The organism is Pandoraea pnomenusa, from assembly GCF_040391475.1.
GTDB classification, from domain to species: Bacteria; Pseudomonadota; Gammaproteobacteria; order Burkholderiales; family Burkholderiaceae; genus Pandoraea; species Pandoraea pnomenusa_C.
Genome location: NZ_JBEBXS010000004.1, coordinates 98,810 through 116,755, shown reverse-complemented (window position 1 = coordinate 116,755; position 17,946 = coordinate 98,810). Strand labels below are relative to the sequence as shown.

At 65.0% G+C, this 17,946-nt stretch carries 16 protein-coding genes; 6 read left to right on the top strand and 10 right to left on the bottom strand.

Annotation, left to right across the window (positions count from 1 at the left end; translation table 11 throughout):
* Window positions 1-83: 83 nt before the first annotated feature.
* On the bottom strand, window positions 84-1,133 hold the full coding sequence (locus tag ABWO90_RS06220; protein WP_353190336.1) for an aldo/keto reductase: 1,050 nt from the start codon (window positions 1,131-1,133) through the stop codon (window positions 84-86).
* Between the two features lie 418 nt (window positions 1,134-1,551).
* Here ABWO90_RS06220 and ABWO90_RS06215 point away from each other — a divergent pair, with 418 nt between their 5' ends.
* A complete protein-coding gene (locus tag ABWO90_RS06215) occupies window positions 1,552-2,523 on the top strand; it encodes an AraC family transcriptional regulator (protein ID WP_353190335.1) in 972 nt (323 codons plus the stop codon).
* A gap of 28 nt (window positions 2,524-2,551) precedes the next feature.
* Here the strand turns inward: ABWO90_RS06215 and ligD are convergent, their stop codons facing one another.
* Entirely contained in the window at window positions 2,552-4,966 is a 2,415-nt protein-coding gene (ligD, locus tag ABWO90_RS06210; protein ID WP_353190334.1) for a DNA ligase D, read from the bottom strand.
* Window positions 4,967-5,043: 77 nt separating this feature from the next.
* Window positions 5,044-6,048, bottom strand: a complete 1,005-nt coding sequence (ku, locus tag ABWO90_RS06205) for a non-homologous end joining protein Ku (RefSeq protein ID WP_353190333.1) — start codon at window positions 6,046-6,048, stop codon at window positions 5,044-5,046.
* Between the two features lie 313 nt (window positions 6,049-6,361).
* Between ku and ABWO90_RS06200 the strand changes: the two genes are divergently transcribed.
* Both ABWO90_RS06200 and ABWO90_RS06195 read left to right on the top strand, forming a co-directional pair.
* Window positions 6,362-7,072: a hypothetical protein gene (locus ABWO90_RS06200; RefSeq protein WP_353190332.1), complete on the top strand. Its 711-nt coding sequence runs from the start codon at window positions 6,362-6,364 to the stop codon at window positions 7,070-7,072.
* A gap of 47 nt (window positions 7,073-7,119) precedes the next feature.
* Window positions 7,120-7,371 (top strand): MJ0042-type zinc finger domain-containing protein, encoded by a 252-nt coding sequence (locus ABWO90_RS06195; RefSeq protein ID WP_353190331.1) that lies wholly within the window; start codon window positions 7,120-7,122, stop codon window positions 7,369-7,371.
* Between the two features lie 7 nt (window positions 7,372-7,378).
* On the opposite strand, the gene ABWO90_RS06190 is transcribed toward ABWO90_RS06195, so the two are convergent.
* The 6 genes from ABWO90_RS06190 to gtdA all read right to left on the bottom strand — a co-directional run bounded on the left by ABWO90_RS06190 (window position 7,379) and on the right by gtdA (window position 13,887).
* Window positions 7,379-8,287, bottom strand: coding sequence for a 2-hydroxyacid dehydrogenase (locus tag ABWO90_RS06190; RefSeq protein ID WP_502922559.1), 909 nt, complete (start codon window positions 8,285-8,287; stop codon window positions 7,379-7,381).
* Window positions 8,288-8,563: 276 nt separating this feature from the next.
* Window positions 8,564-9,907 (bottom strand): MFS transporter, encoded by a 1,344-nt coding sequence (locus ABWO90_RS06185; protein WP_353190329.1) that lies wholly within the window; start codon window positions 9,905-9,907, stop codon window positions 8,564-8,566.
* Window positions 9,908-10,122: 215 nt separating this feature from the next.
* Window positions 10,123-11,340 carry a 3-hydroxybenzoate 6-monooxygenase gene (locus ABWO90_RS06180; RefSeq protein ID WP_353190328.1) on the bottom strand — a complete coding sequence of 406 codons (1,218 nt, stop codon included), beginning with the start codon at window positions 11,338-11,340 and terminating at the stop codon, window positions 10,123-10,125.
* A 40-nt stretch (window positions 11,341-11,380) separates the two neighbouring features.
* Window positions 11,381-12,022 carry a maleylacetoacetate isomerase gene (gene maiA / locus ABWO90_RS06175; protein WP_353190327.1) on the bottom strand — a complete coding sequence of 214 codons (642 nt, stop codon included), beginning with the start codon at window positions 12,020-12,022 and terminating at the stop codon, window positions 11,381-11,383.
* Window positions 12,023-12,031: 9 nt separating this feature from the next.
* A complete protein-coding gene (locus ABWO90_RS06170) occupies window positions 12,032-12,730 on the bottom strand; it encodes a fumarylacetoacetate hydrolase family protein (protein ID WP_353190326.1) in 699 nt (232 codons plus the stop codon).
* Between the two features lie 119 nt (window positions 12,731-12,849).
* Window positions 12,850-13,887: a gentisate 1,2-dioxygenase gene (gene gtdA / locus ABWO90_RS06165; protein WP_353190325.1), complete on the bottom strand. Its 1,038-nt coding sequence runs from the start codon at window positions 13,885-13,887 to the stop codon at window positions 12,850-12,852.
* 204 nt (window positions 13,888-14,091) lie between these two features.
* Between gtdA and ABWO90_RS06160 the strand changes: the two genes are divergently transcribed.
* The 3 genes from ABWO90_RS06160 (at window position 14,092) to ABWO90_RS06150 (ending at window position 16,677) form a co-directional block, all read left to right on the top strand.
* Window positions 14,092-15,042 (top strand): LysR family transcriptional regulator, encoded by a 951-nt coding sequence (locus tag ABWO90_RS06160; protein ID WP_353190324.1) that lies wholly within the window; start codon window positions 14,092-14,094, stop codon window positions 15,040-15,042.
* A gap of 87 nt (window positions 15,043-15,129) precedes the next feature.
* Window positions 15,130-15,711: a Holliday junction branch migration protein RuvA gene (gene ruvA, locus ABWO90_RS06155; protein ID WP_353190323.1), complete on the top strand. Its 582-nt coding sequence runs from the start codon at window positions 15,130-15,132 to the stop codon at window positions 15,709-15,711.
* 57 nt (window positions 15,712-15,768) lie between these two features.
* The gene (locus tag ABWO90_RS06150) at window positions 15,769-16,677 is read left to right on the top strand and encodes a LysR family transcriptional regulator (protein WP_353190322.1); all 909 of its coding nucleotides are present in this window, start codon (window positions 15,769-15,771) and stop codon (window positions 16,675-16,677) included.
* A gap of 31 nt (window positions 16,678-16,708) precedes the next feature.
* Here ABWO90_RS06150 and ABWO90_RS06145 read toward each other — a convergent pair whose 3' ends face one another.
* On the bottom strand, window positions 16,709-17,746 hold the full coding sequence (locus ABWO90_RS06145) for a MerR family transcriptional regulator (RefSeq protein ID WP_353190321.1): 1,038 nt from the start codon (window positions 17,744-17,746) through the stop codon (window positions 16,709-16,711).
* Window positions 17,747-17,946 lie beyond the last annotated feature (200 nt).

Here is a 17,946-nt window from a genome sequence, read left to right as displayed (position 1 = left end):
TGCAAAAGCAAACGGCGCACCGCTCTCATGGTGCGCCGTTTGTCGTTTACCGCTTGACGTTCGCCATCTGGCGGTCGTGCGGCTTACAGCAGACCGGCTTCCGCGAGTTGTGCGCGACGCGGATCGCCCTGGCGCGAGAGCATCCAGCCTGGATACTCGCTCGGCAGTGCACTGGCGGCGTTGATCGCGGACAGTTCGCGCTCGTTGAGCGTGACACGCGTCGCAGCGATGTTGTCGTCGAGCTGATCGATGCGCTTGGCCCCGATGATGACCGACGTGACGACCGGTTGTGCGAGCAGCCATGCAAGTGCGATCTGCGCGACGGAAACACCTTTCTCGGTGGCGATGCTGCGCATGACGTCGATGGCGTCGTAGGCGCGTTCCACGTCGACCGGCGGGAAGTCGAAGGACTGGCGGCGACTGCCCGCTTCCGACTGACCGTCACGCGTGTACTTGCCCGAAAGCAGCCCCCCGGCGAGCGGGCTCCACACCATCAGGCCGACGTTTTCGCTGCGCAGCATCGGCACGATCTCGCGCTCCAGGTCGCGGCCGGCCACGGTGTAGTAGGCCTGCAACGACGCGAAGCTCGCCAGATTCAGGCGGGCCGAAATGCCCAGTGCCTTGGCGATCTGCCAGGCCGCCCAGTTCGAGACACCGATGTAGCGCACATGCCCTTGGCGCACCAGTGTGTCGAGCGCGCCGAGCGTCTCTTCGATCGGCGTGGCCGGGTCGAAGCCGTGCACCTGATACAGGTCGATGTGATCGAGCTGCAGGCGCTGGAGGCTGGCCTTGACGCCGTCCATGATGTGGTAACGCGACAGGCCGCGCGAGTTGGTGCTTTGCCCGCCCGTCGCACCGAATACCTTCGTGGCGACCACGACGTTATCGCGCGGCACCTTGAGGTTGCGCAGCGCCTGGCCGGTCAGGACTTCGGACTGGCCTTCCGAGTAGACATCGGCGGTGTCGATGAAGTTGATGCCGGCATCGAGCGCACGTCCTACCAGGGCGTCGACATCGTTTTGCTGCAGGTGCCCGATCTTGCTCCACAGTTCGCCTTGTCCGCCGAAGGTCATGGTGCCGAGGCACAGTTCCGAGACGAAGAGGCCGGTGTTGCCAAGTTTCCGTTGTCGCATTGCATCGCTCCGTTGAAATTGCCGCCCGTCGCATGGGAAAGGTCCGGGGGGACGTCCTGCACGGGATGGGACAGATTATGCGTCGTGGGGCATCAGGCAAGCAGTACCTGTTCCTGCACATTTCCTGCCTGATCCTGCAAGCGATGACGTCATCGTCGTTGTCATGCCCCGTCGATCGGCTGAAAAGCATTGTCAAATATGACGTTGACGTGAAAGTGGGCGATGCCTGATCGACCGGGTGGCGGGTGTCGATGGCGTGATTCTTGCCGGATTCTCCGGAATTTGTGCCTGATCGTGGGTATGCGGGTCCGGAGAATCGGGCAAGTTATCTCGACGGGCGTATGCTGTGCCTTATTGCGGCCGGGAGGCGTTCCCGCCGTTCCCGTCGTTCCCGCCGTTCCGAAGTGAGGACACTTTCATGCATCTGGTCAGGATTCCGCCTCGCGAGGCACTCGAGCGCGATTTTGCCGACGATCCGTCGCAGTCCGCGCGCTTCGAGCTGGTCCGACTGCTCGAAGCGGCCACGCACGGGTTGGAGGGTACGGCGCCCACGGCGGTGGATGGGCTGTTCGTGCATCGCATTTCGCATCCGGGCGGCCCGAAGCCGGCGCTGCAGCAACCGGCGTTCGCGGTTATCGCGCAGGGGGAGAAGCGTCTGCGGATCGGCGACGAGGATTACGCGTACGATCCGATGCACTACATGGTGTCGTCGGTGCACTTGCCCGTGCTGGCGCAGGTGTCGGGGGCAAGCGAGCAGACGCCGTACCTCGGCATGCGGCTCAATCTGGCGGCGGAAGACGTCACCTCGCTCATTGGCGACGAGCACCTGCCGCCGCCGGCCCCTGCGGCCAGCGGACGGGGGTTGTACGTCAACCGGCTGGATGCGGCGTTGCTCGATGCCGTGCTGCGTCTGCTGCGACTTTTGACGTCGCCGCGCGACATTCCGATACTTGCGCCGATGATCAAGCGGGAGATCGTGTACCGCCTGCTGATGAACGGGCAGGGCGTGTTGTTGCGGCAGATGGCGCTTCAGGACAGCCAGATGAATCGCATCGCCCGTGCGGTGCGCTGGTTGCGCGAGCATTATGTGCAGCCGCTGCGCGTGGAGGCGCTGGCGCAGGAGGTGCACATGAGCGTGTCGTCGCTGCATCACCACTTCAAGCTGGTGACGGCGATGAGCCCGGTGCAGTATCAGAAGCAGTTGCGATTGCAGGAGGCGCGGCGGCTGATCTTCGCGGCGGACATCGCCGTCGCGGCCGCGGCGCAGGCAGTGGGATACGAGAGCGCATCGCAATTCAGCCGCGAATATGCCCGCGTGTTCGGCGACGCGCCGTTGCGCGACAAACGTCGTTGGTTACAGGAGGGTGATGTGGGAGGCGCGCGGGGCTGACGACATTCCACCGATATGACCTTCGGTCTCAATCTGCCAACCGTTCCAGCATTTCCTGCGTCACGCGCTGCTGAGCGGCCTTGTCGTAGTCGGCCCACGGATCTTGCTTCAGGGCGGTGAGATGCTCGACCGCGTTGCGTACGTTCCAGGCATCGGCGCTTCGTAAATCGGACAATGCCTCCCAGTCCAGCGGCATCGATACCCCCATCCCTTCCCGGGCGCGCGCGGAGTACGCGCACACGGTCGTCGCGCCCCGGTAGTTGCGCAGATAGTCGACGAAGCACTTCCCCACGCGATGCTTCGCGCCCATCGTCGCCGTGAAGCGATCCGGGAACACGCGCGCCATGTGCTGGGCCACGGATTGCGCAAATCCCTTCGCGACTTCCCAAGTGTGACGCCGCGCCAATGGTGTCACCACATGCAGTCCCTTGCCGCCGCTCGTCTTCACGAATGCCATGAGCCCGAGGGCTTCCAACAGCCCCCGAATCAACTGAGCAGCCTCTGCGATGTGCGCAAAATCCACGCCTTTGCCAGGGTCGAGGTCGAAGATCACGCGATCCGGACGCTCGATCAGATCACTGCGGGCGTTCCACGTGTGGAACTCCACCGATCCCATTTGCACCGCGCCAACGAGCCCTTTCGCGTTGTCGATCTGCATGAGCGGTTCATGATCCGGATCGAGCGACGCATCGAGCACGCGCACGTTCGGCATGGACTTCGCCGCGTGCTTCTGAAAGAACATCTCGCCGCCAATTCCCTCCGGCGCACGCAGCACCGCTACGGGACGCCTGGCCAGATGCGCAAGCATCCACGGACTCACGGCGAAGTAATACGCCGCGAGCTCGGCTTTCGTGACCCCGGAGTGGGTATCCATCACCCGATCGCCGTGTGTGATCTTCACCGGCAGGGTCGCAGCCGCTCCTTTTGATTGCGCATTGCGGGGCATCGACGATATCTCCCTGTGGGTGTTGATGGCAGCGCGACGCACTTCGCGCCGAATGTCTTTCGCCGGCTTGTCGCCGCGCATCGCCAGAAACGAGGCCTGCCGAACATGGCCGTCGCGAGTCCATTCGGCGAAGCGCACTTCGGCCACGTGCGTTGGCTTGAGCCAATGCACGCGTGCTCGGCCGCCCGGCCGCGGCGCGGGGGAGAGTGGGGCGTTTGGCGTTTCGACGGCATCGAGTTGTTTTTTGAGGGCAAGCAGCGCACGTGTGTCGAAGCCGGTGCCGACCTTGCCTGCATAACGCAGTGTCTTGCCGTCGTCATCGTAGTAGCCGAGCAGCAGGGCGCCGAAGCCTTGCCGTGTGCCGGACGGCTCCGTATAGCCGAGCACCACGAATTCCTGACGTTGCGAACACTTGAGCTTGCGCCACGCATCGCTGCGTCCGGTGACGTAGGGCGAATCGTCACGCTTGACCATGATGCCTTCGAGGCCCGCTTCGCACGCGCCGTGCCAAAGCGATTCCAGATCGCCGCTCACGGGCCGGAGCACGCGTACCGCATCGGTTTCGGGTTCCTGGAAGAGCGCCGACAGTTCCGCCTGACGCGCGTGCAAGGGTTCGCGGCACAGATCGCGCCCGTTGTACCACGGCAGGTCGAAGACGTAGATGACGATGGCGTCCTGCGCGTTTTCGTCGAAGGCGCGTTGCAGCGCCTGAAAATCCGGTAGGCCGTGCTCGTTGGTCACGACCGCCTCGCCGTCGAGCCATGCATTGGGCAGGCCGCGCTTGCGCAACGCTTCGACTGCCGGCCGAAAGCGATGCGTCCAGTCTTGCCCCGAGCGCGTGAACACGCGAATGTCGTCGCCGTCGATACGAATGAGCACCCGATAGCCGTCGAGCTTGATTTCCGCATGCCATCCGTCGGAGGGCGGTGCCGCGTCGACCAGCGTGGCGAGCATCGGGCCGAGTTCGGCAGGTGGTTTGACGGACGACTTCTTCGCGGAGGCCGTGCGCTTTCCTGCCGTCGCGTGTCGGCTGTCGTCGCGGCGATGAATCAGCAACCACTGTGGCTGACGTGCGGGCTTGTCCGTGCGGACGAGCGTCCAATGCCCTTGCAGGCGCTCGCCGTGCAATGTGAACGACAGCTTGCCGCTGGCGTAGTCGCGCCGCGCGTCGCCGTCGGGCGTCCACGTGCCGCTGTCCCAGATGTCGACGTGACCGGCCCCGTAGTTGCCTGCCGGAATATCTCCTGCGAAATCGGCGTAGGCCAATGGATGATCTTCGACCTGAACGGCCAGGCGCGGGCGGCTGACGTCGGGGCTCGGCTGCTTGGGCAATGCCCAAGACTTCAACGTGCCGTCCAGCTCCAGTCGGAAGTCGTAATGCAGATGGCTCGCGTCATGGCGCTGGATGACATATCGCAGGCCTTGGCCAGACGCAGCGTGCTTGCCGCGTGGCTCCGGCGTTGCCGAGAAATTGCGTTTCGCAGCGTAATTGGCCAACGGGTCGCGCGATTGCCCGGGCTTTGCACTGCGTGGCGCGCCGTTTGTGGCTTTCCCGACTCTCGGCATGGTTGTCCTCACCCGGCCTTGGTGCGTTTGGACGGCGCCTTCTTCGTTCCAGCCTTTTTCGCCGCCGTCTTCTTTGTCGCGGCTTTCCTGACGGGTTTGTCCTTGGCGGATTTCGCAGAACTGCCGGATGCACCCGCCCTGGTCGTCTTCTTGCTGCGGGCCGGCTTCGTCTCAACGTCCTGCGCCTCGATCGTTACCGTCTCACGTTTGCCCTTCGTCCCGAGACTTTGCCGGAGCAATGCCATCAGATCGGCGGTGCCGCCCGTGTTCGACAACTTTGGCGCACTCGCCTCGATCTGCGCGACTTCACGCGTTTGTCCCGAGGCGATCTTGCGATCGATGAGCGCCTTCAGGTCGTCCTGGAACGTATCGTGATAGTCCTGCGGGCGCCACGGACCCGACATCTCGTCGATCAGCCGGACCGCCATGTCCAGCTCCCGGTCGCCGGGCGCGGCGAGCTTGCCGAGCTTGTCCCTGGTCAGCCCCACTTCGGCGGGGTCGCGCATCTCGTCGTGCCATCGCAGCGTGTCGAGCACGAGCGCGTCCCCCGCCGGCGCGAGCACGGCAAGATGCGCCCGCGTATGCATCACCACTCGCGCGATGCCGAGCTTTCCCGCCTTGATGAGTGCCGCATGCAGCAATGCGTAAGCCTTCGCGCCGCCGCGCTCAGGCACGAGGTAGTACGGGGTGTCGAGATACATGAAAGACATATCCGTGGCGTTGACGAACGCGAGGATGTCGACCGTCTGCGTAGCGGCAGGGTTCGCGGCGCGGATTTCGTCATCGCTGAGCACGACGTAATTTCCCTTCTCGTACTCATACCCATGCACGATCTGGTCGCGCGGCACTTCCTTGCCGTTTTCCTTGTTGACACGCTTGTACCCGACCGGCGACATGGTGCGCTTGTCGAGCCAGTCGAGATCGAGCGTATGGGTGGACGACGCCGGAAACAACGTGACGGGCACGTTGACCAGTCCGAAGCTGATGGCACCTTTCCAGATTGCGCGAGCCATAAGGTCTTCCTGTGCGAAGTTGGCATACGTCATGCTGCAATGGTTGCATCGTGCGGCAATGCACCGTGTGGCGCGACGCGATGCGCGATCCGTGCACCCAGTCCGGCGATTCCGCGCCTCTCGCATCCAGGTCGCTAGCATAGGAGGCATATTGATGCGATCCGGCATGTCCTGCGCCAGTTCCCGCACATTGATTTTCTCAATGCCTCCTTCGGGCCTGTAAGGATTCCTTGATGAAACAAAGCCGACGCCTGCCTATCCCACTGAAATACGCCCTTGGGCGAACCGCGAAAAGCACAAAGGGAGGATAACGATGGCGATGATCGTGGCAGGACGCTTCACCACGTTCGATCAGGCGAACCTGGTGGCGACACGCTTGTACGACCGGGCGTTCCGGCCTGCGGACGTGTCCGTCTTCTTTCTGAATCCGACCGGGCAGCACGCGAAATTCCCGATCGGCGGAGATGTGGACGCCGATGCGGCGGCACGTCCGGCGGGCAGGGGGGCGGCGCAGGGCGTGATCGCGGGCGCGGCATTCGGGCTGGCGCTGGGCGCACTGCTGTTCGTGTTCGCCTGGCGCTTCTGGCTGGTACCGGTGGTCGGCATGATGGGCGGCGCGTATCTCGGTGCGTTTTTCGGCGCATTGCGACGCATGCGAGGCCGGGAGCGCGTGTCGGCGCAGCAGGCCCGCATGCGCGACGCCGGGGTGATGCTGGCCACCCATGTCAGTGAAACCACGGCGGACGCCGCGATCGCGGTATTGCGCGACGCCGGTGCGGAAGCCATCGAACAAGCGAATGGTGTCTGGGAAAACGGAGAATGGCGCGACTTCGATCCACGAGAGCGCATGCACCCTGTCGACGCTCAGGAAGGCACCGCCGAGCCGACCATCGGCGTGGCCGCCAACGACAGACCGCGACAGGCCCCCCGATCCGCCGAACCGCCCAGCGTCCGGCCTGACGATGCTGACGATGCCAAGGCCGACCCGACGCGCGCTGGCCCCCGGCGTACCGATTGGCTATAGAATCATCGACGTCACCCGTTGAACCGTGCGACTACAGGAGGTTCTCCATGCTGTCGATCCACACCGGTTTCGTCGTTTGTCCGACCTGCAAGGCCCGCTTCGCCGTGGCGGCGAGCGAGCCGAGCGTTCAGGCGCTACATGACTACCTTCATTCGGATGCCGAAGTGAAGTGCCCGACCTGCGAGACGGTCTTCACGACCGGCAGCGCCAGGAGCAGCATCGAATTCGAACCCGTCAACGATGGTGTGACACTTTCGGCATCGCCGGAGCGCAGCATCGACGGGTTGGACAATCACTGACAGCGGATCACAGCGGCGTCATGACCGGTTCGCCCGCGAGATAGCGTCGCGTGTTCTCCATGAACATGGCCAGCGTTGCGGCTTCGGCTTCCGGCGAACGTCCGGCCACGTGCGGGCTGAGCACCACGTTCTGCAAGTCGATGAGTGCAGCGGGCGGCGACGGCTCGCCTTCGTAGACATCCAGCCCGGCACCGGCGATGGTGCCATTGCGCAAGGCGTCCGCCAGTGCGGCCGTGTCGACGATGCTGCCGCGTCCGAGATTGACGAGGAAGCCGTGCGCGCCAAGCGCGCGCAGCACCTGCGCATTCACGAGATGATGCGACTCCGGGCCACCGGGCGCGGTTACCACCAGATAGTCGGCCCATTCGGCCAGTGCCAGCGCGCTGTCGAAGTACTGATAATGCGCGGGCACATCGTTGCGACGATTCCGGTTGCGATAACCGATCTGCATGTCGAAGCCCTCGCCGCGCTTGGCGAACTGGCGTCCGACGGCGCCCAGCCCCACGATCCCCAGCTTCTTGCCCGACACACCGGGCTGCATCGGCAGCGCATCGCGCCACACGCCCTTGCGGCACGCCGCGTCGTACTCCGGAATGCGCCGCACGGCGGCGAGCAGCAATGCGAAACCCTGGTCGGCCACCGTCGGCGCGTTGGCACCGGCGCCGTTGACCGCCACGATGTTGCGCGCGCGCATGGCGGCCACATCGAGGTTCTCGTAACCGGCACCCAGGGCGCTGACGAATTCCACGTTCGGCAGATGCGACAGCTCGGCGGCATTCAACCCGCGTGCCCCGTTGGTGAGCACGAAGCGCGCACGCCCGCCCTCGGCGCCCCAGCCCTCCGGCGTCGGGTGATGACTCGGGCGGTAGATCACGTCGAAACGGGATTGCAGTTCAACCAACTGCTCGGGATGCATCGGAATAACGACCAGCAAGGGGGGCAGCGACACCTTCAATCTCCGTGAGGGCAATGTGGATTGGCGGCGACGGGCGTCGTCGTGTGCGACACCTTGCGTTCACCGTCACCCGACACTTTAGCCCTATCTACCGCCCCCTGCCTCGCACGACGCGACAGCCAACCGGGTTCCATCCGACAACGCGAAAAAAAAGAAGCGGGCGCCGTCGCGTGTTGCGACGGGCACCCGCTTGGGGAGAAAGTGTTTCGGTTTACGTCGTTATGTTTGGCGAAACAGTTACGCCGTGGCTTCGACTGCCAGCGCAGCCTGACGGTGACGCAGGCGACCCAGCGTGAGCATCGTCAGCCCTGCGAGCACCGCCGGCACGCCGATGGCGGCGAAGAGGGCGGGCATCGACCAGCCCATCGCGAGCATCGACGCCCCGCCGACCGAGCCGACCACCGAGCCGAGACGGCCCACGCCGTTGGCCCAGCTCACGCCGGTGGCGCGGCAGTCCGTCGGATAGAAGTTGGCCGACAGCGCGTTCGCACCGACCTGACCGCCCGACACGCAGAACCCGGCCCAGAACACGGCGACCGAAGCCAGCACCGGCGAACTCGCCAGCGGACCCACGGCAGCCACGCAGACGCCTGCCAGCACATAAGCCGCCGACAGCACGTAATGCGGATTGAAGCGGTCCATCAGCCAGCCGAGCACGATGGCACCCAGCGTGCCGCCGACCTGGAACATCGCCGTGACGATGGCCGCATTGCGCAGCGTCAGGCCGTTGGTGCGCAACAGCGTCGGCAGCCAGCTCGAGAGCAGGTAGATCACGAGCAGGCTCATGAAGAACGTGACCCAGAAGAGCAGCGTGCCGCGCAGCAGTTCGGGCTTGAACAGATGGCCGACCGGCGACGTCGTCGACGGCTTCGACGCGATGTTGAACGTCGCGCCGCGCAGGTCCTCTTGCGGGGCGATGCGTTGTAGCGAAGCGGCCACGCGCTCGGGCGACTTGCCTGCCATCACGAGGAAGCGCACCGATTCGGGCAGCGCGCGAATCAGGACGGCGCCGAGCACGATCGGCATGATGCCGCCGGCGATCAGTACCGAGCGCCAGCCGAAGGTCTCGATCAGGCCGGCCGACGCCAGACCGCCGAGCGCCGAGCCGAGCGTGAAGCCGCAGAACATCGTCGTCACGAGGAAAGAACGGCGCGAGTCGGGACAGTATTCCGATGTCAGCGTGATGGCGTTGGGCATGGCGCCGCCGAGACCGAGGCCCGTGAGAAAGCGCAGTGCGATCAGGTGCCAGAGGTCCATCGACCACGCCGAGACGAGGCTCGCCACGCCAAAGAACAGCACGGAGAAGATGAGGATGGTCTTGCGGCCGAACTTGTCGGCGAGCGGGCCGAACACGAAGGCGCCGGCCATGAGGCCGGCCAGGCCCGCGCCGAACAGCGGTGCGAGGTGCGCGGGCGTGAGCGACCATTCGGCACGAATGGCGGGGGCGATGAAGCCGATGGCCGCCGTATCGAAGCCGTCGATGGCCACGATCAGGAAGCACAGCACGACGATCATCATCTGGAACGGCGAAATGCGGTGCCGGTCGATGAACGCCGTCACGTTGATGGGGGTGGCTGGCATGGTTGTCTCCTCGAAGGTGCCAGAAGCGATGCAGGCCGATGGGCCGGCCTCGCCGAATGCGTTGCAGTGATTGTTGTTATGGGTACGGCTTGCCACCGGTCGCAATGCGACGCGATAGGGGGTGGCGCGACATCGTCGAGGACATCGCGCCACGGAACTGCGGGACTACGTTAGGGGTATGGCGGTACTGGGGACTGCGGTGAAACGATCAGGCATCAGGCGCCGTTCAGCCACGGCGTCTGCGACAGGCAGTTCTCGGCACGCCAGCCGTGCAGCCATTGCAGCGCGTCGTAGAACTGCGTCTGCGTGCGGCCCTGCCACAGCGAATTGCGCACCCAGCGATCCACGCCCTTGGCGTGATATACGCGGCCCATGTCGCGCGCGCCATACAGCACGCGAGCGGTGCGCGGAATACGGGCGTACTCGTAGCGACGGAAGGCATCGACGAAATCGCCGTTCGCTGCGGCATAAGCGGCGCCGAGCGTGACTGCGTCTTCGAGTGCCTGGCAGGCGCCTTGCGCGATGTATTGCGTCATCGGGTGTGCGGCGTCGCCGAGAATCGTGGCGCGTCCGAAGCTCCACTGCTCGACCGGGTCGCGGTCGGCGGTGGCCCAGCGGCGCCACGAGGTCGGGCGGTCGAGCATCTGGTGCGGCAGCGCATCGATGCCCTCGAAGTACGACAGCACTTCCTCCTTGCTGCCGTCGCGCACGCCCCAGACTTCCTGCTCGCGGCTGTGGAACGTGACCACGAGGTTGTATTGCTTGCCGCCGCGCAGCGGGTAGTGCACGAGGTGGCAGTTCGGTCCGGCCCAGACCACCGGCGCGTTGACCTGCAAGTCCTTGGGCATGTTCTCGACATCGACCACGGCGCGATAGACGACGTGCCCGGTCACGCGCGGTTCGTCGCCGATCAGCGCGGCGCGCACGGCCGACTTCACGCCATCGCAGCCGATCACGGCGTCGGCCGTGTGGCGCTCGCCGTGCTGGTCGACGACCGTCACGCCGTTGTCGTCCTGTTCCAGCGTGACGACACGCGTCGCCGTGCGGAACTGGATCAGCGGATTGCGTTGCACCGCTTCGAGAATCGACAGATGGATGTCGGCGCGGTGAATCACGGCGTACGGATTGCCGAAGCGTTCGCGATACGGGGTGCCGACGTCGACTTCCGCGATCACGCTGCGATCGATGGCGTCACGCAGCGTGATGTGGTCGGTGAACACCGAACGGCCGCGAGCGGCCTCGCCCACGCCGAGGGCGTCGAGCGCGGCGAACGCGTTGGCGGCGAGCTGAATGCCCGCACCGATTTCGCCGATGGTCTCGGCCTGCTCGAGCAGTTCGATGTGCACGCCCTGATTGGCGAGCGCAAGCGCGGCCGAGAGACCGCCGATGCCACCGCCGACGACGAGGGCCTTGGGTTGATGGGTTTGATTCATGGTTGTCTCCTGCGGCCCTTCCAGCCGTTGCGAACGTCGATCAGGCCGAGAAATCCGGCTGACGGTTGGGGGCCGCCGCGAGGAATGCCGGGTGCGTCTGCGCATGGTCGAACACCGCCATCGCGCGCGGATAGGCCGACATGTCACAGCCCATGCGCTGGGCGTTCGCGATCTGCGGAATCAGGCACACGTCGGCCAGCGTCGGCGTATCGCCGAAGCACCACTGACCGTGACCGTACTTGACCAGCAAGCGCTCCACGCCCGCCATGCCTTCGTCGATCCAGTGGCGATACCACGTGTCCTTCTGCTCTGCCGAGAGGCCCATCGGGCCTTGCAGATACTTCAGGATGCGCAGGTTGTTCACCGGATGGATGTCGCAACTGATGAGCATCGAGAGCTCGAGCACGCGTGCGCGGGCCCCGAGCGACTCCGGCACCAGGCGCGCTTGGGGATACTTCGCGTCGAGGTAGTCGAGAATCGCGAGCGACTGCCCGAGCGACATGTCGCCGTCGACCAGCGCCGGCACCGTTGCCGACGGGTTGACCTCGTCGACATACGGGTCGGCGCGATGCTCGCCCACACGGATGTTCACCGCAATGGTGTCGAACGACAGCCCCTTGAGCGCGAGCGCAATGCGCACGCGATACGACGTCGAGCTGTTGAAGAAGCTGTAGAGCTGCATGACCTTGCCTTACACCACGCGAACGGTGATCTCGCCGAGGCCTTCGACGGCCGTGACCATCGTCTCGCCGGCCTTGACCGGACCCACGCCTTCGGGCGTGCCGGTGTAGATCAGATCGCCCGGTTCGAGACGGAAGAACTGCGACAGATACGAGACGGTTTCCGCGACCGACCAGATCAGGTGCGTGATATCGCTCTTCTGCTTTTGCACGCCGTCGACCGTCAGCGAAATGCCGGCCTTCTCGATATGACCGACGCTCGAGACCGGGTGGATCGGGCCGATCGGTGCCGAGGCGTCGAAGGCCTTGCCGATTTCCCACGGACGGCCCATCTCACGCATCTTCATCTGCAGGTCGCGGCGCGTCATGTCCAGGCCCACTGCGTAGCCCCAGACGTGTTCGAGTGCCTGGTCGAGCGGAATGTCGGCACCGGCCTTGCCGATGACGGCGACCAGCTCGGCTTCATAGTGATAGTTGCTCGTCTGTGCCGGGTACTTCAGTTCCAGCGTGTCGCCGTAGGCTACCGGAATCACGGCATCGGATGGCTTGCAGAAGAAGAACGGCGGTTCGCGATCCGGATCGAAGCCCATTTCACGGGCGTGTGCGGCGTAGTTGCGGCCCACGCAGTACACGCGGCGCACGGCGAACTGGTCGTTGCTGCCGACAACGGGAATGGCGACGGTGGCGGGCGGAGCGAAGACAAAGGACATGGTGTTTGACTCGACGAATTTAAGAGAAGTCGGTGACGGCACGCGCCGCGCCAAAGGGGCGAGGCGCGCGACGCCGATGAATCGGGTTGAGGCGGGTTGAGGCGGGTTGACGGAGGCGCTCAGGTGCGCGATTCGCGCAGCAGGTTCAGCGCGGCGAGTACCGGGCGGTCGGAGTAGCTGAACAGCACGGCATCTTCGAGCGCGGCGAGTTGCACCGGTGCCCACGACGGCACGACAAAGTGGTCGCGCGGCTCGAACTGGAACACGTCGTCGCCGATGCGCACGGTGCCGCGGCCTTCCACCACCGAGAAGACGGTGGCGTCGGTGCTGCGGTAGGTCTTGCCCTGGAAGCCGGCGGGCAAGTACTGCATGAACGTCGCCATCGTCGGCATCGGCCAGCCGCCGGTCGCCGGATTGACGTAACGCAGCTTGATGCCGTCCCACGGATCGAGTTCGCCGTTGCGGTACAGCGTGTCGAGCGCTTCACGCGAGCGGGCGTACGGGTAGCTGAAGATCGGCGACGTAGGATCGCTCACCTTGTGGTGTACCGGCAGCATGTTGTAGCCGTAGCGCGCGAAGCTGTCGCCTTCGGGGCGCTGCACAGGTTGTTGCGATTCGGGGTAGTTCTCGGCGAAGCCCGCATCGAAGTACTGCACCAGCGGAATGTCGAGGCCGTCGAGCCACACGACCGGCTCGCCGTCGGCGGGGTTGCCGTGATCGTGCCAGGTCCACGAGGGCGTGATGATGAAGTCGCCCGGGTGCATGGTGGTGCGCTCGCCGTTGACGGCAGTCCAGGCGCCACGGCCTTCCACGATGAAACGCAGGGCCGATTGCGTGTGGCGGTGACTCGGCGCGATCTCGCCCGGCAGAATCAGTTGCAGCCCGGCGTAGAGCGAACCCGTGATGCTCGACGAGCCCGGGGTGCCCGGGTTCTGCAGAATCAGCACACGGCGCACGGCCTCTTCGGCGCTGATCACGCCACCGGCTTCCATCACCAGCGGACGCACTTCGTTGTATTTCCAGATGGCGGGCACCACGCGCGGGCGGGGCTGCGGGGGCACGAGGCTGTGCAGCGACTCCCACAGCGGGGCCATGTGGTTGCGGCCGATGTGTTCGTAATAGGCAGCGCGTTCGGCGCTGGGGGCGCGTTCGGACATGCGTGTCTCCGTGTCGGTAGGGGGCCCGGTGGACCGGCGCCCGACGCGCTTCGTACCGCGCTCGAGACCGGTTTTCGGGTCTATGGATAGCGTTATACTCGGCGAGACATAATCTTTGAAATGAATAAATCATCGGATCCATACGAAAAATCGTATGGCTTTGGCGATTTTGTGGGCGCCTTCCGGGCGCCCCGGAGACTGCGCATGGACTGGACCCATCGCCTGCGTCTGCGCAACCTGCAGATGCTCCTGACCCTTGCGGAGACTGGCAACATGAGCCAATCCGCGACGTTGCTCAACACGACGCAGCCTGGTTTGTCGAAGTGGCTCAAGGACCTGGAGGACGATATCGGGCTACCGCTTTTCGAGCGCCAGGCGCGCGGATTGCGTCCGACCGTGTACGGGGAATCCCTGATCCAGCACGCCCGTCGCATCGAGGCGCAGCTCGATACGGCGCGAGACGATCTCGACGCCATGCGCGAAGGCGGCAGCGGGCTGGTGGCGATCGGCACGTCGGGGGCGTCGTCGGCGGACACCGTGCCGCTCGCGGTGCTGTTGCTCCTGCAGCGCATGCCGCGTGCGCAGGCGCGCGTGATCGAGAACACGATGGACCGGCTGATGAATCAGTTGGCGCACAGCGAGATCGATATCGTGGTGGGACGCTCCGCACCCGAATTGCAGGATCGCAACGTGCGCGCGGAGGCGCTTTATCTGGAGCCGCTGCACTTCGTCGCCCGGGCGAGGCATCCGGTGTTTTCGCTTGCGGAGGTGCAGTGGCCCGACATCCAGCGCTACCGCTGGGTCGTGTGGCCACGCGGCACGCCGATTCGCAACGCGCTGGAGGCGGCGCTCGCCGAAGCCGGTTATCCGCTGCCGAACGACACCGTCGAGTCGAATTCCACGATCCTCAACCTCACCCTGCTCAACAACAGCGACATGATCGGGTTGGCGTCGCACCGCACGGCGAGTCGCTTGCAGGCGCTCGGCGCACTGCGCATCGTGCCGCTACGTCTGGCTGGCTTCGGTGCGATCTCGATGTACTGGCGCGACGACGGCGCGAATCGCGCGGCCGTCGCGGCGGCGCTTGAATGCCTGCGCAGCGCGGCCACGCGCTCGACCGGCGACGCCGTGGCGGGTGTCGGGGGGGAGGGGTAAGGCAGTGACGGGCGCATCGAGTCCGTCCTCCACGGGCGGCCGTTTGCTAAACTTGCCGCCTGTCGAAGTCACTCTCTCGGGGCGTCAATGATTGGCCGCATCTCCGGCACGTTGCTGGAAAAGAATCCGCCCCACATCCTGGTCGATTGCCAGGGTGTGGGCTATGAAATCTCGGTGCCGATGAGCACATTCTTCAACCTGCCGAACATCGGTGAGCGCGTGACGCTGCTCACGCAGTTCATCGTGCGCGAAGACGCCCAGCTGCTGTTCGGCTTCGGCTCGCCCGACGAGCGCAACACGTTCCGCGAACTGCTCAAGATTTCCGGCGTTGGCGCGCGCACGGCGCTGGCGATTCTCTCGGGCATGAGCGTGGCGGATATCGCGCAGGCTGTCACCCTGCAAGAGTCGGGACGCCTGACCAAGATCCCCGGCATCGGCAAGAAGACGGCCGAGCGCCTGCTGCTCGAACTCAAGGGCAAGCTCGGCGCGCAGTTGGGGACCGTGGCCGGTGCCGCAGCGCCGCACGATCACAAGAGCGATGTCGTCAACGCGCTGCTGGCGCTGGGGTATTCGGACAAGGAAGCCCTCGCCGCGGTCAAGACCGTGCCCGAAGGCACGAGCGTTTCCGACGGCATCAAGCACGCGCTCAAGTCGCTTTCCAAGGCCTGAGCGCGTCAGACAGCGAATCCGGATAGCGACGCCACGACGATCGGGTGAGGACACGGCATGCAACTACGATGGCTGGAAGACTTCGTCGAACTTGCACGCACGCGCAGCTTCACGCGCGCGGCGGAGAATCGCTTCGTCACGCACCCCGCCTTCGGGCGGCGCATTCGTGCGCTGGAAGAGTGGGTCGGCACGCGGCTCGTCGAGCGCAGCAAGCCGCTCGAACTGACGGCGGCCGGTACGGTGTTTCTCGATGCCGCGACCAACGCGCTCGACATCCTTCATGGCGCCCGCACGCAGCTGCAGGACGCCGCGCCCACGCTGGAAAACAATCTGAAGATCGCCACCGGCCGCACGCTGGCCGCGACGTTCTTTCCCGATTGGTACGATCAGATGGTCTCGCGCATCGGCTTCTTCACCGCAACGCTGTCGACCAGCGGCGCGGAAGAAGCCATTCTGCGTCTGGCGGCAGGTGAGGTCGATCTGCTGATCGTGTATTCGAGCGCGCACACCCGATTGCTGATCGACCAGGAGCGATTCGACTGGCTGAGTGTGGCGCGAGAAGTGCTGGTGCCCGTCAGCGCGCTCGACGCCAAGGGGCGCGCCAGGTATCGCCTCTCGGGCGGCCCTGCGCCGATCCCCTGGCTCGCGTTCACCCGTACGCTGACGTTGCGCGCCGTGCTGGCTCGCCATCTCGCGGAGATGCCGAATCGTCCGACGCTCAAGCCCGTGTATCAGGCCGACTCCTACGAGGCCATTCTGGCGATGGCGCGCCGTGGCACTGGCATCGCGTGGCTGCCGCAGCGTCTGGTGGCCGACGATGTTTCGCGCGGCACACTGGCCATCGTCGGCGGCAAGGACTGGCAGATCGGGTTCGACATCGCGCTCTACCGGCGGCGTCACCAGCCGCACCATGTGCTCGACGCCATCTGGCAGAGCGCGCGTCAGGCGGCGGGCGACGACGCCTGAATCCCTTGCGACCTCTCGCGACTCGCGTCGATTACTTCGGTGCGTGCCGCTGCATCATGATCCCGATGCCTTGCTTCACGTACTCGAGCAGCGGCGCATCGATCATCGACCCCGCCGTCAATTCCGGTTCGACGCGATACGCTTCGCGAATCTTCGCGTGCGTGACGGGATCGTCTCCCGCGTAGGAGCGGAAGTACGTCATCCACTGCTGAATCAGTCCCTGCACGGCGGGCGCGTCGGGCGGCGTGCCCGCTTCGCATTGTTCGCGCAGTGCGCCGATGAGCGCCGGCCATTCGTCGTTGTACTTCAGGATGTTCGCCGCCATGAAGCGGTACTCGGCATCGTCGAGGTACTTGCGCATGATGCGCAGCTTCGACTGCACGGCGGCTTCCTTCAGATATTGCATCAGGTCTTCAGTGATGCCGGTCTGCGTGCGGAGCGTCGGCTCGCTGTTATGCATGGTGATGAGCTTGGCGAGCAGACGCGCGTCGCCGGCCGTATCGCGCTGGATCATCGCCATCCAGCGGCGCGACACCGCCTGCGCCGCCTCGCCCGTCGACGGCTCGCCGCGCGTCATCAGTGCGCGCACTTCAGCCACGATGGCCGGCCAGTCGGATTCGTGTGCCTGCTTGTTCTGATAGAGGGGAAAGCGGGCGAGTTCTTCCGGCGTGAAGTATTTGTCGTACATGTTCATGAGCTCCAGCGTTGTCAACCATTCGGCCAGTTCCGGGGCTTCGCCCGAGGCGAGCTGCGATTGCAGCCGCACGAGGCGCTCGCGCAGACGGCCCGCGTCGTCGATCTGCTGCGTGAGCATGTCGATCTGGCGCGCAATCAGCGCGTCTAGCGGGACGTCCCGGTTTGCCAGCCATTGACCGATGTCGGAGAGCGACATGCCGAAGCGTCGCAACGCCTGAATCTGATGCAGACGGGCGATGTCGCTGCGATCGTAGAGCCGATATCCGGCATCGGAGCGCGCCGAAGGCGTGAGCAACCCGAGCGTGTCGTAGTGGTGAAGCGTGCGCACCGTCAGGCCGCTACGTCTGGCTAATTCACCGACTTTGAGGTGCATCGGAACTCCCTTGATCTTCTGGCGTGTGACAAGGCTGAAGCCTCACGCAACGTGAGGGTCAAGCGATTTTAAGCGACGACGTCGCTCGCGCTTGAAACCTGACGCGCAGATGCGGGGAGGAGGTGACTTGGGAGGAAGCGAGGCCGTCGCGCGCACACGACAGTGTGTGCGCGCGAGGTAAAGCGGGAGACGCGATGTCC

Bases quoted from the DNA above. Each gene is read 5' to 3' on its own strand.
- ABWO90_RS06220 (WP_353190336.1), bottom strand. From the start codon at position 1,133: ATGCGACAACGGAAACTTGGCAACACCGGCCTCTTCGTCTCGGAACTG.
- ABWO90_RS06215 (WP_353190335.1), top strand. From the start codon at position 1,552: ATGCATCTGGTCAGGATTCCGCCTCGCGAGGCACTCGAGCGCGATTTT.
- ku (WP_353190333.1), bottom strand. From the start codon at position 6,048: ATGGCTCGCGCAATCTGGAAAGGTGCCATCAGCTTCGGACTGGTCAAC.
- ABWO90_RS06200 (WP_353190332.1), top strand. From the start codon at position 6,362: ATGGCGATGATCGTGGCAGGACGCTTCACCACGTTCGATCAGGCGAAC.
- ABWO90_RS06195 (WP_353190331.1), top strand. From the start codon at position 7,120: ATGCTGTCGATCCACACCGGTTTCGTCGTTTGTCCGACCTGCAAGGCC.
- ABWO90_RS06190 (WP_502922559.1), bottom strand. From the start codon at position 8,287: ATGCATCCCGAGCAGTTGGTTGAACTGCAATCCCGTTTCGACGTGATC.
- ABWO90_RS06185 (WP_353190329.1), bottom strand. From the start codon at position 9,907: ATGCCAGCCACCCCCATCAACGTGACGGCGTTCATCGACCGGCACCGC.
- ABWO90_RS06180 (WP_353190328.1), bottom strand. From the start codon at position 11,340: ATGAATCAAACCCATCAACCCAAGGCCCTCGTCGTCGGCGGTGGCATC.
- maiA (WP_353190327.1), bottom strand. From the start codon at position 12,022: ATGCAGCTCTACAGCTTCTTCAACAGCTCGACGTCGTATCGCGTGCGC.
- ABWO90_RS06170 (WP_353190326.1), bottom strand. From the start codon at position 12,730: ATGTCCTTTGTCTTCGCTCCGCCCGCCACCGTCGCCATTCCCGTTGTC.
- gtdA (WP_353190325.1), bottom strand. From the start codon at position 13,887: ATGTCCGAACGCGCCCCCAGCGCCGAACGCGCTGCCTATTACGAACAC.
- ABWO90_RS06160 (WP_353190324.1), top strand. From the start codon at position 14,092: ATGGACTGGACCCATCGCCTGCGTCTGCGCAACCTGCAGATGCTCCTG.
- ruvA (WP_353190323.1), top strand. From the start codon at position 15,130: ATGATTGGCCGCATCTCCGGCACGTTGCTGGAAAAGAATCCGCCCCAC.
- ABWO90_RS06150 (WP_353190322.1), top strand. From the start codon at position 15,769: ATGCAACTACGATGGCTGGAAGACTTCGTCGAACTTGCACGCACGCGC.
- ABWO90_RS06145 (WP_353190321.1), bottom strand. From the start codon at position 17,746: ATGCACCTCAAAGTCGGTGAATTAGCCAGACGTAGCGGCCTGACGGTG.